The 16605-nt window shown below is 63.8% G+C and carries 1 protein-coding gene; it reads right to left on the bottom strand.

Translation table 11 applies throughout. The annotated features are described in order from the left end of the window. Positions 1-94: 94 nt before the first annotated feature. Complete coding sequence (locus CKA38_RS06760; RefSeq protein WP_161554779.1) at positions 95-16339, bottom strand: autotransporter-associated beta strand repeat-containing protein; 16245 nt, start codon at positions 16337-16339, stop codon at positions 95-97. Positions 16340-16605: the final 266 nt, after the last annotated feature.

Below are 16605 nucleotides of genomic sequence, written 5' to 3'. Positions count from 1 at the left end.
GGTGTTTATTTCCCCATTTCCGGGGCAGACTCCCTTGTCACCAGCCCCGGGCTAAGTTGTGGCACGCCTTTGGCGTGCAATTCCAGATTTTTGCTTACCAGAGTCTGCGGTAGCCGAGATTGATGGACCAGGGGCGTTCGTAGGCCTGGGCCTTGGCGTATTCGTAGTCGATGTAGAGTTGCGAGGCAGTGTCGATGCGGTAGCTCGTGCCAAGGCCAAACTCAACGCGGCGGCCGTCGTAGTCGGTGCGGAAGGTTTTGCCGTGCGCCTTGATCGCGCCGCGATCCGAGTCAACCGCCACCCCGGCGAGCTTGCCGTAGGGGTGCCAGCGGCTGTCCTTGATCTGGCGGCCGAAGCGCAACAGCGCGCGGTATTGCGTGTTCATCGAGTCGTTGATCTTCACTTTCATCGCGCGGTGCGTGGCGTTGGCCTCGGTTGTGTAGCTCGCGCCGTCGAGCCAGAGGACGCTCATTTGCACGGTCGGCTCGATCCACCAGCCGTCGGTGCGCTGCAGGCGGCGGCCGGCTTCGAGCGAGAGGCCGAGGGCGTTGTTGTTGTAGCGGCCCTTGGTCGTCGTGCCGTCGTAGGAGCGCGCCTCGAAGCGGTTCGAGTAGCGGTCGGCGCGGGCCGTGATGTCGGCGAACCAGCCGTTGTTTTTGATGAGTGTGAGGTAGGCGCCGATGCCGACGTTGGTGGTGTGGCCGTTGCCGTTGTTGTCGAACTCGCGGTTGATGCCGCCGGCGTCGATGAAGCCGCCGAGCAGGCTGACTCCGGTTTGGGTGCCGAAGGATTTGTCCGCGCCGCCGGTCACTCCCCAGCCATACTGGCGGAAGGACATGCCGGAGAGTTCGTTCGTGGCGTTGAGGCGGTAGCCGCGCGACTTGATCCAGACGCTGCCGAGGGAGGCGTGCTCGAGGCCGAGGCGGATGTCGCCGAGGCGCTGGTGGATCGAGTCGAGCGAGTAGTTCCAGTCGATCGCCAGGGTCGAGGCGGTGTTGATGATCGCGTCGGCGGCGTGGCTGAGGTTGCGGTCGCTCAAATACCACATGTTCGCATTGGGCGTATAGTCGCTGAGGTCGCCACGCACCAGTTCGAAGACAGTGAGGTCATACTCAAGTTTGCCGGCGGCGTTGTTCGCGAGGGTGAAGGTCGCGCTGCTCGCGGCGTCCACGCCGATCAGTTCGATGGAGGCGTTGAGCGCGGAGGGCAGCGTGCCGTTTGTCTCGATGAAGACGTTGTGCGTGCCCGCGCCGGCGTTGGCGATGTCGAGGTAGTTGGCGATGGTGGCGGCGTTGTTGATGCCTTCGCTTAGTGCGGAGAGATCGGCGTTCATCACGATGTTGCCGGTGGAGGCGCCGAGGGTGGCGATGCGGGCGCGGTCGGCGAGGTTGGCGAAGGCGAGCACGCCGTTGTTCATGTTGAGGGTGCCGAAGGCGTAGCCGGTTGCCTCGAGGATGAGCGCGGAGTTCGAGTCGAGCGTGGTGCTGGCGATTGTGTAGTTGAGCGGATCGTTGAGGCGCAGCGTGCTGTTTGTGACCAGGTGCGTGCCTTCGCCGGAGAGGGCGTTTTGCAGCGTGCCGGTGACGTTGAGTTGCTCGAAGCCCGCGCCGGCGGCCACGCCGATCGGCGCGTCGCCGAGCGCGTCGATTTCGGTCGCGGTGAGGCGCCCGGAAGTGACCGTGCCGGTGCCGTGGAAGGAGGCGCTGGAGTTGACCAGGGTGATGTCTCCGCTCGAGGCGTGGAACTGGCCGGAGCCGGCGAGGGTGTTTTGCATCGTGCCGGTGGCGTCAACCTTGAGCACGCCGTCGAGCTGGACGTGCGAGGTGCCAAGCGCCCCGGCGTCGGTGGCGTGCACGGTGGCGGGGGCGCCGATGTTGGTTTGCGCGCTGTAGTCGGCGTTGGCGCTGTTGATGGCGAGGGTGCCCGAGGCGAGGGTGAGCGTGCCCGTGCCGGCGAGGTGGCCGTCGATGCGGCCGCCCTCGGCGATTGTTTGCGCCTTGCCGTTCAGGTCAAAGGTGGCGGGGATTTCCACGAGGATGAGTTTTGTGGAACCGAGCGCGTTGTCCACGCCGGCGACCACCGTGCCGCTGATCAGCGTGCTGGTGCCGGTGTAGGTGTTCGAGCCGGTGAGGGTCATCGCCGAGCCGGTCGTGAAGGTGACGCTGCCGTCGCCGGTGATCGCGGCCGAGAGCGTGTCGTCGGTCGCGCCGGCGTCGGTGAGTTGCAGGGTTTTGTCCTGCTTCACGTTGAGCTCGGTGAGCACGTAGTCGTAGTAGAGGCCGGGGGCGAGGCTGCCGCTGGTGTGGGCGCTGGCGCTGCCGGTGGTTTGCGCGGTGTAGTTGTAGATGGCGTAAACTTCGTCGTGCTCGATTGTCTGGCCGTTGGACAGCGCGGTGCCGTCGGCCTTGTAAATGGCGATTTGGCGCGGCGCGGCCTCGGCGAGCGTGTCGGCGGCGACGAGCAGTGTTGCGTTGTCCGTGAGGTTGTCCTGGTCGAGCCAGTTCTTCTGGACGGTCGAGTCGATGATCGCGGTCGTGCCCCCGGTGTAGTTTTCAAAGACCACCGTGCTGCCGAGGTCGGCGATGGAGAGCGTGCCGACGTTGAGCACCTCGACCGGGTCCACGCCGTTCATCGGCAGCCAGAGCGCGCCGCCGTTGAGCGTCAGCCCGTGGATGCGGCGGGTTTCGCCGTTGGAGTGGAGGATGCCGCCGGTGTTGAGCTGGAGCGTCGCGCTGGCGAGCGCCTCGGTGTTGTGGTTGGTGTTGAGCGTGAGCGCGGTCGCGTCGAGCGTCACCGTGCCCGCGAAGGCGCTGCCGGTTGTCGCCATGAAGTCGAAGGTGCCGCTCACCGAGTTGATGGCGAGGATGCCGTCGCCGGTCAGGTCGTGGATGAAGCTGGTCGCGGTGGTGGCCAGTTTCGCATTGGATGCGATGACGGTGTGCGCGGTGGCGCCGCCGACTTGGTCGTTGTCGGTGATGTCGGCGGTGCCGGTGACGCGCAGCGTTCCGGTGAAGGCGGTGTTGGTTCCGCGCAGGCTCACACTGCCGGAGACGAGGTTCACGCCGGTGCCCGAGATCGTGTTGGCGAAGGTGCCCGTGCCCGCGAGGTCGAGGATCGCGTTGTTGGCGACGGTGCTTGTGCCGACGCCGCCGAGGTCGGCGAGGGTGAGCGTGCCGCTGTCGATTTGCGTCGCTCCGGCGAAGGCGTTCGAGTGGCTGATTGTCAGGTTGCCGGTGTTTTCCTTGGCGAAGGTGCCGCTGCCGCTAAGGTTGTTGGCGAGGGTTTCGTCGGCCGCGTTCTCGAAGCTCAGCAGGCCGTCCAGGAGGATGTCGGCCAGGCCGAGGTTCGCGGTGCTGCTGGCGCGCAGCGCGGTGTCTTGCGCGATGTTCCATTCGCCCGAGAGCGTGTTGGTGCCGGTGAGCGCGACGCTCGAACTGGCGATGAGCGAGACCGTGCCCGTGCCCGCGACTTGCTTGGCGAGCGTGCCGGTGGCGCTGTCGAGGACGAGTTCGCCGGTCACGTTTGCCGTGCCGCTGTTGCCCAGCGCCTGCGTGTTGTTGATTGTCGTCGTGCCGGTGACCCCGACGTTCGCCGCGAAGCCGGCGTTGGTGCTGGTGATGCTCACCAGGCCGCCAAGCCCGAGGCTGCCCGTGATGGCGGCGTGAGTGTGGCTGTTGTAGAGGCCGCCGTCGATTTGCGCGCCATTGGTGATGGTTTGCTTGTGGCCACCCAGGTCGAGCGCGGCGGTGCTGTTGATGTCGAGGCGGCTGGTGTTGCCGAGGGCGTTGTCAACGCCCGCAATGAGCGTGCCGGTGGTGATGGTGCTGGAGCCGTAGTAACTGTTGGAGCCGGTAATGATGAGCGTGCTGCCGGTGGTGTAAACGACGCCGCCCGCGCCGGTGATGTTTGCGCTAAAGGTGTTGTCGTTCGCGCTGGTGGCATCGAGCCAGGCGTGGGTGCCGCTTTTCACGTCGATTTGCGTGAGGACGTAGTCGTAGTAAATGCCGGCCGTGGCGCTGCCGATGTGGGTGAAGGCGGTGCTGCGGGAAACGGTGATGCCAGTGTAGTTGTAGGTGGCGATGACGTTGTCGTAGTCAACAAGCTGGCCGTCGGCGAGCGGACTGCCGTCCTCTTTGACGACGTCGATGTGGAGGTTTTCGTGGCCGTCGACGAGTGTGCCGGTGGCAACGAGGAGAACCGCGGTCGAGGTCGGGCCGTCCTCGTCGAGGAAGTTGACGTGCACCGTCGAGGAGATGACGGGGGTCGTGCCGGTGTAGCCTTCAAATATGATTTTGCTGTCGCTCGGGTTGGTGACGGTGAGCGTGCCGGTTTGCAGCACTTCATGGGGGTGCGTGCCGTCCATCGGGATGGAGATCGCGCCGCCGCCGAGGTCAAGACCGCCGAGGGTGCGCGTTTCGGAGTTGGTCGCGAGGGTCGAGCCGCCGAGGAGTTGCAGGGTGGAGTTGGCGAGCGCCCAGGCGTTGTTTGTGTGCGCCGCGTTTGTCCCGAGGTGCATCGTCGTGTTCGCCAGGCTCACCGTCCCGCTGAAGGCGTTGCCCGCGCTTGCCGCGAAGCCGAAGGTTTTGTTCGCGGTGTCCACGGCGAGCTGGCCGGGGCCGGTCAGCTCGTGGATGAAGCTGGTCGCGCTCGTGGCCAATTTCGCATTGGATGCGATGACGGCTTGCGCCGTGCTTGCGCCGATTTGGTCGTTGTCGGTGATGTCGGCGGTGCCGGTGATGTGGAGCGTTCCGCTGAAGGCGGTGTTGGTTCCGCGCAGGCTCACGGAGCCGGTGACGAGATTCACGCCCGTGCCCGAGATCGTGTTGGCGAAGGTGCCCGTGCCGGCAAGATCGAGAATCGCGTTGTTGGCGACGGTGCTTGTGCCGACGCCGCCGAGGTCGGTAAGGGTGAGCGTGCCGCTGTCAATTTGCGTCGCACCGGTGAAGGCGTTCGAGTGGCTGATTGTCAGGTTGCCGGTGTTTTCCTTGGCGAAGGTGCCGCTGCCGCTGAGGTTGTTGGCGAGGGTTTCGTCTGCCGCGTTCGCGATGGTGATAAGACCGTTGGCGGTGATGTCGGCCGCGCCGAGGTTCGCAGTGCTGCTGGCGCGCAGCGCGGTGTCTTGCGCGATGTTCCATTCGCCCGACAGCGTGTTGGCGCCGGTCAGCGCGACGCTCGAGGTGTTGATGAGCGAGACCGTGCCCGTGCCCGCGACTTGCTTGGCGAGCGCGCCGGTGGCGCTGTCGAGGACGAGTTCGCCGGTTACGTTTGCCGTGCCGCTGTTGCCCAGCGCCTGCGTGTTGTTGATTGTCGTCGTGCCGGTGACCCCGACGCTGGCCGCGAAGGCGGCGTTGGTGCTGGTGATGCTCACGATGCCGCCGAGGCCGAGGCTGCCGGTCGTGCCGAGGAGGTTCCCGGCGATGTTGCCGCCGCCGATGGTTTGGGTGTGGGACGACAGGTCATAGGACCCTTGGGTCCCATAGGACAAGTAGGACGTTTGTCCGAGCGCGTTGCTCGTGCCGCTGATGAGCGTGCCGCTGGTGATAAAGGTCGTGCCGGTGTAGGTGTTGGCGGCGTTGTTGAGCGTGATCGCGTTGGTGGCGTTGATGGCGAGGTTGCCCGCGCCGGTGATTTGGGCGTGCAGTTCCGCGCCGCCGGCGGGTGTCGCAACGTCGCCGGAGAGTGTCGTGGTTTGGTTCGCGACGAGGTCGAGCTGCGTGAGCGCGTAATCGACCGCGAGGCCGCCGGTGTAGTTGAGCGCCTGCGTGTAGGTGGCCGTGGCGGTCGTCACCACGCCGTCGCGGATGTCGGCGGTCGTGGTCGCGCCTCCGGCGAGGGTCAGGTTGGTGTTGCTGACGGTCGTCGCGTTAAGGAGGCGCACGGAGAGGCCCTCGTCCTGCTGCAGGAGCGTGCTTGCGAACAAGCCGGTCGTGCCGGTGGACGGGTTGGTGTTCGAAACGGTGACCGTGCCGCTGATCGCGTCGAACGCGCCGGTGCGGATGATGCCGTCGGCTTGCGTGCCGGTGGCGTAGGTGAAGCCGAGCGCGCCGCCGCTGGCGGTGAGGTTGCCGATGTGCTGCGTGCCGGTGGCCACGGTGGTCGTGTTGCCGGCGTTGAGTTTCGCGGTGGCGTTGGCCAGCGTGTTGTTGTTCAGGAGATACGCGCTGTTGTTGAAGCTCGCCGTGCCGGTGAAGGCGGTGCCGGTGGTGGCGGCGAAGGCAAAGACGTCCGTCGCGTTGGCGAGATCGACTTCAAAGAGACCGGAGCCGGTGAGCGCGTTGGCGAAGGTCATGCTGCCGGTCGCGACGCGCAGCGTGGCGTTGGCGGCGAGGTTCACCGTGTTCGCGCCGAGCGCGTGCTCGTTGGCCATGACGAGCGTGCCGGCGAGAACGCCGGTCGTGCCGGTGTGCGTGTTCGAGCCGGAGAGCACGAGCGTGCCGGTGCCGTCCTTGTTCACGTTGTGCGTGCCGGTGATTTGCGTGGCGATGGTGGCGCTCACATTCAGGTCGGTGTTGAGCACAACCGCGGCGGTGCCGCCGGTCGTGAGCGTGCCGCCGGTGAGCAGGTAGCCGTCCGTGCGGAACTGCGCGCCGGAGAAGGCGATCGTGCCCGAGCCGGAGGTGTTGTCCACCGTCACCGTGCCCGCGGTGCCCTTGAAGATCGCGAAGCCCGCGTCGAGCCATTCGCCGTTGGGAACGCCGGAGTCGTTCCGGGTCCAGGGAAGGTAAACGGCGCTTCCGCTCGACGCGAACCAGGTGCCGCTGCCGCCGTCGATCTTGCCGTTGCTCCAGTTGGTGCCGGTGCCGCCGTCCCAGTAGGTGAAGTAGCCAAAGTCGTAGAGCAGCTTGACGTAGCCGTCCTCGTCGGTGTCGAAGAGATACTTGGCTGGGTCGGTGACCGCGGCGTTGTTGAGCGTGCCCATCGCGAGGTTTGAGGCGTCGCCGGTGAGCGCGCCGGTGTATTTGATCAGGTCATACTCGCCGCGCGCGACGCTTCCAAGGATGTTGAGCGTGCTCGTGCCGACGAGGATCACGTCGCCGGTCACGTCGGTGCGGTCGTTGTTGCCCGCCGCGACTTGGTCGATGTGGCCGGGGTTTGTGTTGGCGTCGAGATCGTATTCGAGCGTGGCGTCGGTGAGTTGGAGCGTGCCGGTGATTGCGGTCAGGCCGGGGCTGTTGCCGGGGGCGAGGACGCCGCCGTTGATGTGGACGTAGCCGGTGATCGCGCCGGTGCCGCTGAGCGTGCCGCCGGAATAGACGTTCAGGCGCGAGGCCGCGGAGCCGAACGCGTTGTTCACGTAGAGGCGGCCCGAGTCGACGCGGGCGAGCCCGCTCCACGCGGAGGCGTTGCCGGTGTAGTTGACGGCGGCGTTGTCAACGACGCGCAGCTCGCCGGAGCCGCTGAGCGCGCTCGAGACCGCGCCGTTGAAGCCGGAGAGCTCGGTCGTGCCGGTGGCGTTGACCGCGAGCTCGGAGGCGCCGAACGCGCCTGCGTTTGTTGCGCGCAGGATGCCCGCGGTGACGAGCGTGGTGCCGCTGTGCGCGCTGCTGCCGGAGAGGGTGAGCGTGGCGTCGGTGGTTTTTTCAAGGTTCGCCGCGCCGTCGAACACGCCGGCGTAGGAGCCGCTTTCAACGGTGAGCGCGCGGGTGAGGCGGGCGGTGCCGCTGCCTTGCAGGGCGCGCAGGCTTTGCGCGTTCGTGCCGGTGTCGAGCACGGCGTTGTTGACGAGCAGCGCGCTCGTGTAAATGGCGTCCGCCGCGCCCAGGAGGAAGGTGCCGCTTGTCGTCGTGGTCGTGCCCGTGTAGGTCGCGCTCGAACTGAGCGTGATCATGTTGCCCGCGATGATTTCGAGGCTGCCGGAGCCGGAGACGAGCGCGTGCAGTTCCGAGCCTTCCGGCGAGCCGTCGTCGCCCGAGAGCGTGCCCGTGCGCCCGAGTTGCAGGACCAGTTCGTCGAGGCCGTAGCGCAGTTCCAGGTTGTTGCCGTTTTGCGCGAGGCTGTTCGAGTAGATTGCGTTTATTGCGCCGGCCTGGATCGCGAGGGTCGATGTCGCGCCGAGGCTCGCCCCGGCGCTGTTCACGAGGCCGAGATTGGAGAGGTTTGCCCCCCAGGTGTTGTTGGAGGCGGCGACGAGCGTTTCCGATCGCGCCTCGTCTTGCCGCAGGATTCCGGGCGCGGTGAGCTTGCCCTGGTCCATGAGGACCGAGGCGGGCGCGTCGATGGTGAGGGTTGCCACCGTTGCCGTTCCCGTGAACGCGAGCGTGCCGCCCGCGATGGCGAGGGTGTTTGCGGTTTGCGCGCCCGCGGCGATGTCGGTCCACCCGCCGGTTGTCCGAAGTGTCGCGTTGTTCGCAAGGACGGCGCTCGCGTTGGCGTCCCAGGTGAAGGCGCCTTGGTTTGCGTCCACCTGGCCGGTGAAGGCGGTGCCCATGTTCGCGCCGAGCTTGTGCGTGCCGCTTCCGGCAAATTGCACCGTGCCGCCGCCCGTGAGTGTGTTGGAGAGGGTGATGTTTGCCGTGCCGGTGGTTTGCAGCAGGCCGGCGAGCGCGATATTGCTCGCGGCGCCGGCCGCGTTCGATTCGGCGATGCGCATGGTGTCGTTGACCGCCCAGGTGCCGCTGAAGTCGTCGTTCGCCGCGCCGCCGGTGACAAGCACCGTGCCGGTGACTTCGGCAACGCCCGCGCCGCTTACCGTGTTCGCGAGGCTGCCGGTGTAGGAGAGGTTAACGCGGGCGGCCGAATCGACATGGATTGTCGAGGCGCCGGCGGCGTTGTTCGCGGCGAGCGCGAGCGTGCCCGTGCGCACGAGCATGGTGCCGCTGTGTGTGTTGGCGGCGTTGGTAAGGGTGAGCACGCCTGTGCCGGCCTTGGCGATGTTGCCCGCGCCACTGATCACGCCCGTGAGGGTGCCGGTGTGGGTTTGCGTGTTCACTTCGCCGGTGCTGGCGAGGGCGAAATTGTTGGCGAGCGAGAGGTTGTTCGCGTCGAGGCGCAGCGTGCCGCTGTCGAGCATCGCCGTGCCGGTGCCGAGTGCCGAGTTGTTGTTGATGCCCGTGATGCCGCCTTGCATTGCCACGCCGCCACTGTGCGTGTTTTCCGCGAGCAGCAACAATGTGCCGGTGCCGGTTTTTATGATCTTTGTCGTGCCGCTGATCACTCCGTCGAGTTCCGTGAGGGAGCCGGAAACGGTCACCTCGGCGAGGTTTAGTTCGGAGACCACCACTGTTTTTCCATCCCCCTCAAAAACCAGGTTGTTCGTGCCGGAGAGCGTTTCGCCCTCGGAGCCGAGGACAAAGGTGCCGCTCGCCTCCGTCACCGTCACCGTCGCGTCCTCGGCGATCGTGCCCTCGCCGGTGATCGACAGCGCCCCCGTGCCCGCGACCGTCAGGTCGCCGGCGAACACGATGTCGTTGACGAGCGTGCGATTCGCGTCGTTGCCCGCGCCGTCGGTGGCGCGCAATGTGCCGCCCACGACCATGATCGCGCCGACGCCCAGCGGGCCGCCGTCCCCGGTGTTGAGCCTGTCGGCGCCGATGTGCACTTCGCCGCTTTCAACGACGAAGCCTTTGCTGAACATGTTCGCGGCATTGAACACGACCGCGCCCGCGCCGGTGCCGCTCACCGTCACGATGGAATCGGGGCCCTCGATTTTGCCGTTGAAGATGAGCCAGCCGGCGCCGTTTTGCTCAATGGAGAGGTTTTTACCCAGCAAGTCGGTGGCATCGTATTCGAGGAGGATGTTCGTGCCGATGGTGACGTCGCTCACACCGGTTTGCGTGATGAAGCCCGAGGCCGAGGCGGTGCGCCCCTGAAAGACAAGGTTGCCGGGGCCGGCAATCGTGAAGTCCTCGTCGGAGGCTCCCACGAGGAGGAGATTGTTGAGGCGGCGATCACCGGACAGGGTGATGGTGGCGCCGGCGAGATTGGCGAGGTCGGTGTTGAAGGTGACTTGCGCGCCTTTTATGTTGGGCTGCGCATCGGGCAGGTGCAGGCCGTCCTGCTTCATCCAGTTGTTATTCGCCCAAACGTTGTTGGTCGCGCCATCCCAGATAAAAATATCGTCGAAGGGCAGGAGCACGCGAATGCCCTCGTCGTTGCGCTGCGCCACAACAGAGGTGGCGGAGTTGCCGCCGAGGACAACGCCGTTGATGATCGTGCCCTCGGTGAGACTGGTGCGGATGAGCGTCGAGCCGAGGCCCGTGATGGGGTCGGCATCCCATCCAAGGAATGTCAGCAGGCTGTCGGTGGAATTGACCGATATGGTCCCGGTGAGGATTGAGACGGGGTTGTGCGCGGAGCCGCCGGAAACGTCGATATACGCGCTGCCGGTGACGTAAATCGTGCCGTTGATCGTCTGCGTGAGCTGGTTGATATCCAGGGTGCTGTTTTGGGTGAGATAAATGTTTTGCACGTCGGCCAGCAGGTTTGCGCGGGCAAGGTTCACGGTGCCGGCGTTGAGCGTCCAGTTGAGGGCGTTGAGCTTGACTCCGAGGGTGTAGTTTTGGGTGAAAATATTGTCGGCGACGAGCACGCCCTCCTGTCCGACGGTGTCGGAGCTGGCGAGCCAGCCGTTGTCGGCGAGCACGGTGCTGACATCGGTGCCGGTGATGCGGAGCCGGCCGTTGTCGTTCAGGACAAAACTGTTGCTGCCGGTCAGGGTGACCGTCGCGCTCGCTGTCAGCGCGGCGACTTCAAACGCGCCCGCCGTGCCCGCGCCGGAGGCGGTTTGCGTGCGCCAGACGCCGGTGCCGAAGGCGGAGTCCCCGACGGCATGCGAACCGACTTGCACGTTGTCGCCGACCACGGTTGTGCGGACAACGCCCGCCTGCACGTCGATGCCGTCGCTGATTTGGTTGTTAGTGTTGAGCAGTTCGAGGATGCCCGCGCCGGTCTTGGTGATGCCGCCGGCAGTGGAGCCGTCCTTGTCCGCGAGCAGGGACTCGATGGAGAGGACTTGGTTGGCAGTGGTGACGTTGATCGAGAGGTCCGACTTGCCATTGCGGAGGCTAATGGAGCCGGTGTCGAAGATGAGCGTCGTGGCGGAGCCGGCGTTGGTGACGGTGATGCCGTTGGCGCCGAAGTTGACCGCGTTGGACATGCGGATGGAGGTGGCGTCGGGGTTGATGCTGTCGGCCCCCACATACGCGCCGATGACGGCGGTGTTTCTTATGATGTTGAGCGTGCCGATGCCGAGCGCGCCGCTGACGAGGGTGCCGCTATCCCATAACGAGTCGCGGCCAATGTGGATGGTCGCGCTTTGGTGGTTGATGTTGCTGGAAAACTCATTGGCCCCGAGGAAGCGGATGATGCCGCTGCGCCCCCAGCCGCTCTCAGCGCCGGTGACAAAACCGCCCGCGCCCGCGATGACGTGATCCTTGCCGAAGGTAAGAACGCCGCTGCCGCCGAGGCCTTGAATTCCGGTAACGGTGCTTTTCTGACCGGTCGCGCCGCTGTCCAGATTGAAAACCAGATCGCCTTGATAGTTGGTGCCGGCACCGATGTTCAGCACGTTGGAGAGCATGATCTTCCCGCTGCTAACTTGGATGCGCCCAACGTTGATTCCACCCGAAAGGGTGAGCGTGCCCGTGCCGAAAGCGTTGTCTTTTTTTATGACGGCCTTGCCGGCGAGGGTGTAGTTACCGGTGTAGCCGCTGTTGTCGCCGTTGTAATAAACAAAACCGTAACCCGTCTGGTGAATGTTGGCCGATCCTGTGATATTGCCGTTAAAAACCGTGGTGGTGTAGTCGCCGGCAGCGGTCGTGGCCTGAGCGTAGTTATTGATGATGTAGGTGACGCCGGTGCCGGACGGATCGTCAAAGACGCCGTTGCCGTTGAAAACAATCCGGGAGACTTCGCCATATTGTCCGTTTGTGACCAACTGGCCCAAGTCGGTCTGGCGTTGGTGGATGAGGTTACCGCGTAGGATGAAGTCTCCATTGATGAAGCGTGTTGTGCTTGCCTGGATGACTGTGTTGCTGGAGGCAAGCTGCTCGTTGTATGTTTCCAGATAAAAGTTCTTGTTGGTGCCGTCGCCGATGACGAACGTGCCGCTGCCAAAATACGCCCCGCCGTAGCTGGCGGCGTTGGCGCCGCCGAGCTGGATGACCGAGGAATCCCGCCAGGTGAAACCGCCAGTGTAATCGCTGTCCTTGTTCATCAACAGCAATGTGCCCGCGCCGGTTTTGGTGATGCCGCCAGAGCCGCCGACCGAGCCGGTCCATTTCAGGTAACTGACCGAGGAGAGCGTGTTGGCGGCCAGTTCGATGTCGTTTTTCAATTGCACGGCGCTGCCAATGGTCAGGATGGAACCGCCGTCATGCAGGATTCGCGACGCGGCCCCGGTGCCGGTGCGCTCGAAAACCAGCGTGCCCGATCCGCCGAGCGTGACAGCAGTTTGCACCGAGGTGACGTTCAGGCGCGAGAGCGTGTAGTTGCCGTTAACGTCGATTGTCTTGGTCGCGAGGTTTTCGTCGATGTCCTTGATGGAAACACTGAGATCCACGCCGTCGGGCGCGACAGGCGTGAGCCAGTTGTCGGCGTTGCCCCAAAGCGCGTTTACGTCACTGTCACCGCCGGTCCACTCGATGGTGGCGGGCGCGCTGGCGGTGAGATACCAATAGTTGTCGGCACCCTGCGTCAGCGTGACTCCGGATTCGTAACCGGTCAGGGAAATATTATTGAGCGAGGTCAGGCCGGAGGTGCTGGTAAAGCGTATATAGGCACCGAGGTTGTTGGTGTTCCAAATGCCGCTGGTGTTTTGAACGGAAAGCAGTGCGGAGGAGGTCCAGGCGCCCGCCCCCGCAAAAGTGATTCCGCCGTTGTCCCCGAGCAGCAGCGAACCGCCGCTGGCGAGCAAGTTTAGATTGTTGAAGGATTGCGAGGTGCCTTCCACGCCAAGCGCGCCGCCATTCAGGTTAACATTAACCAGCGAGATTCCGTTGGCTCCGGTGACCTGATTGTTCGCACCGAGTTGGAGCACGCCGCCGTCGAGGAGCAGGTTGCCGGAAATATTGAAGGCCAGCTGGGAGTCCATGTTCATCATGCCCGAGCCGGCTTTGACGATGTTTCGCAAGCCCTTCACAACGCCGGCGCCGTTGGAGCCCTTGCCCACGCCGCCGCCACCGGGATTGGTTGTGGTGTCGAGGTAGAGGTTGACGTTCTTGCCCGTGGTGACGCCGTCGTCGCCGAAGATGCCGCCGTCGAGCTTCAAGCTGCCGGAGACGCGGAACTGCGAGTTGTCATTATTATTGCCAACAACCTGGCTGTCGGTGCCGAGCGTCACAAGGCCGCCTTCGTTAAAGGAAATGTGCGTGGAGCCCAGGTTGATGATCGCCTTGTCGCCACCAGTGCCCGAAACCAGGGTTTCATAACCCTGCGTGTCCACTTGCAGCGTGCCGCTGGTGACACTGATGCTGCCGGAACCGAGATAGTTTTTGCCGGCGTCCATGTGGCCGATCACCAATCCGCCCGCGCCGACTGTGGTGTGGAGCACGCCGGCCGTCACGCGCAGCCCGCCGGAAAAGGTGTTGTTGCCGCTCAAGATCTCCATCGGGTTTACGCCCGACTTGGAAAGTCCGGCGTCTCCCACGAGATTGGTGCTGGCGCTAAAGGTCAGGGATGCGCGCTGACCGGCGGGGTTGATGACGGCCTCATCGACGTTCATGTTGTAGAATGACTTGATGCCGGCATTAAGCAAAACATCGCCGTTCCATGTAAAAGCCGTGTTGTTGGCGTGACTAAGGTCGGCCTCAATAAAAATGCGGTTGGGAACGCTGATTTTATTTTGATTCGCCTGCCCGCGAATGCCGCCGCCCCTGAAGGTGATGGTATTGCTGGAGCCGGAGAGCAACACGGCGCTGGTAATGTTTCCCCAAGAGTTGGCTCCCTGCCGGGAAATGCGCCCCTGGCTGACAATAATGTTACCCGTCCAATTCTCATTCGAACCGCCGAAACGGTTTTCATGGGCGCCGGTGCGGGCAATGATAATGTCGTGCGTGCCGGTGATGCTGGGATAAAAATAGAAGCTCGCGTTTCCTTCCAAGCGCAGGTCCGAGTCCAGCCGAACGTTGCCGTTGAGTTGATTCCAACTATAAGTGTTTACCGACAAAACCGCCGGCGTGCCCTCCACGCCGCTGTCAAACACCAGCGTGACGCCGGCCCCGGGAGTCACGGTATAAGTGGCGCCCGAGTTGTTGCTCATGAACAATTTTCCCAGCGTCCACGTGCTTCCGCTAACACCAAAGTTCGCGCCGGTAACGGTCTTGCCGCCAAGGGAGCCGCCGAGGTCGCCAAGCACGGCCACGACACCCGGGGCGTTGGGCAAGGCGAGCTGATGCGTAATATTGGTGCCGACGGTGCGCCAGTTGCTGTAATTGGAGGTATCCATCGTGTTGGCCGCGCCCGTCCACTCGACTCGCAGAAAATCCGGCGCGCCGCCAACCGTGCCGCCGACGGTCGGCGCAAACAATTCGCCGCCGCTGACAATGGCGCCGGGATTGTAACCGTGGAACCAAACTTGGTTCGTCGGGATCGCGACGCCGTTATAAACATGGTCGGCGTTCGCACCGTATTGGTAATTGTAAATGCTCAGGTAACCCGTGGCGCCAAGAAAGCTGATATTGTTGAGCGTGAGCGCGGTCGAGGTGTCGATGCCGCCGCCGAGGTCGATGCGCGCCACCGCGCCGGCGCCAATGGTCACGTCGTCGAATGTTTGCGACAAACCATTGAGCCGCGCCGCGCCGGTCGAGGTGTTGTTGTAAAGCAACACGCCGGTAAACTGGTTGCCCGCGCCAAAAACAAGGTCGCCCGCGCCGATGCCGACGGTCGCGGTCAGGTATGAGTTGCCGAGATCAAAAACGCCCGCGTCGAGCTGGAGGCGGTTGGTCAGCGTCAGGTTTGTGATCGAGTCGTCCAGCGTGACGCGTCCCGCGCCGGATTTGACAAGCGTGCCCGAAACCACAACCGCGCCGGCAACCGTGCGCGAAAGTGTCTGCGCGCCGCCGCCAGTGAGGTTGATGCGGTAGTTGGCGTCGTCGATGATGCCTGTTTGGGTGTCGTGAAACGCCACGTTGCCCGCGAAATCAAATCCCGCGGCGGGCGTGTTCACAATCGAGGTGCTGCCGAGTATGACATTGCCCCGGTAATCAAAAATGCCGCTGCCGCCCAAGTCGATGACACCGCCGAGGAGCCCGAGCGTGGCGTTGGTCAGGCGGAATGTCGCCTGGTTGCTCAGTGTGATGTTCGCGCCGGCGATAATGTTGAGCGTGTGGCCCGGATCGGCGCCGCGCACTTCGAGCGCGGAGCTGCCGCCGTCCACGCGAATGGTGCCCGAGCCAAAAACGCCCGAGCCGCCGCCGATGGAAAGCGAGGCGCTGTTCAAGTAGCCGACGACGCTGCCCGCGCGAATATCGAGCACCGAAAACGTGCTGCCCGCGCCGCCGAGCGTGAGCACGCCCGAGCCCTGCTTGACGAGTGTGCCGCCGCTGAACGCCTGGTTCGCGCCAAACGCCAGCCCGGTGAACGCGCTCACATTGATCGTGCGCGAGGCACCGATGCCGGAGACCGAGGCCGTGGCCGGGTTGAACGTGAGCGTGCGCAACACCGTTGCGCTGCCCAAGTCGTCGCGGCTTACAATCAAGTTGGACGCGGAAATATCCAGCGCGTTGGAAAGCGTTTGGTCGGCGTTGCCCTTGAGGTTGATTTTTTTCTCGTTGATGTTTGCGCCGAGCACGAGCGTGCCGGTGCCCAGCACGTTGTTCGCGCCGATTACGAGCGTGCCATTGTTGAAATTGACCGGGCCGGTGACCGACGCGGGCGATGAAGATTCGAGCACAAGCCTGCCGCTGCCGTTCTTGACAAGCGAGCCGGCGGTCAACGCGCCGGAAACGAGGATGTCCGCCGAACTGGTGTCATTATAAAACGTGACCGTGTTCGAACCGGCGTTGAGCGCGCCGAGGAGACTGATCTTGCCGAGCACCGCGCTGTTATTGTTGATGGTGAGGTTGCCGTTCGCGACCATGTTGGCGGCAAGCTGAAGGTTGATGCCACCGGAAAGGGTGATCACCGAGGAAGCGGCGCCAAAAGTAAGCGTCGGCGAAGCCGCCGAGCCGATGGTCAGGGAACGGGTCAGATCGACCCCGTTGGGTCCGATGACATTGAGCGCGCCAATCGTGCGCGCCTCCCCGAGCGAAATGGTCTTGTTGGCGAGCGAGCTGTTCGAGGCGGCGTTGAACACGGCCGTGTCGCCGGCGTTCGAGCCGGGCATCTTGCCCCCGGCCCAGTTGGCCGCGTCACCCCAATTTGCGCCATTGCCAGTAAACGTGCCGGATGTCGTCTGCGCCAATGCACCGAGTGCAAAACCTGCAAATGCAAAAAGGCTGAAAAAAATACGAGGAATTATGGGTTTTGTGCGCATGTGCTGATTTGTTGAAAATGATTTGTGTAAAGCATCATCCAAGCGTCCACTTTCATTGGAGGAAACGCCTGCGTTGCTTGTATGTCGGATCGCCGTATTGTAAGAAAAATTAGCACTTTGTTGCAAATTTTTTTACTCTGGCACGAAGCAAGACCTAATAGAGCCAGCTAATTTAGCAATACTTTTGCATGTAG

The organism is Ereboglobus luteus (assembly GCF_003096195.1).
In the GTDB taxonomy this organism is placed as follows: Bacteria; Verrucomicrobiota; Verrucomicrobiia; order Opitutales; family Opitutaceae; genus Ereboglobus; species Ereboglobus luteus.
The sequence above is the reverse complement of the archived record's forward strand: the minus strand, read 5'-3'. Positions and strand labels throughout refer to the sequence as shown.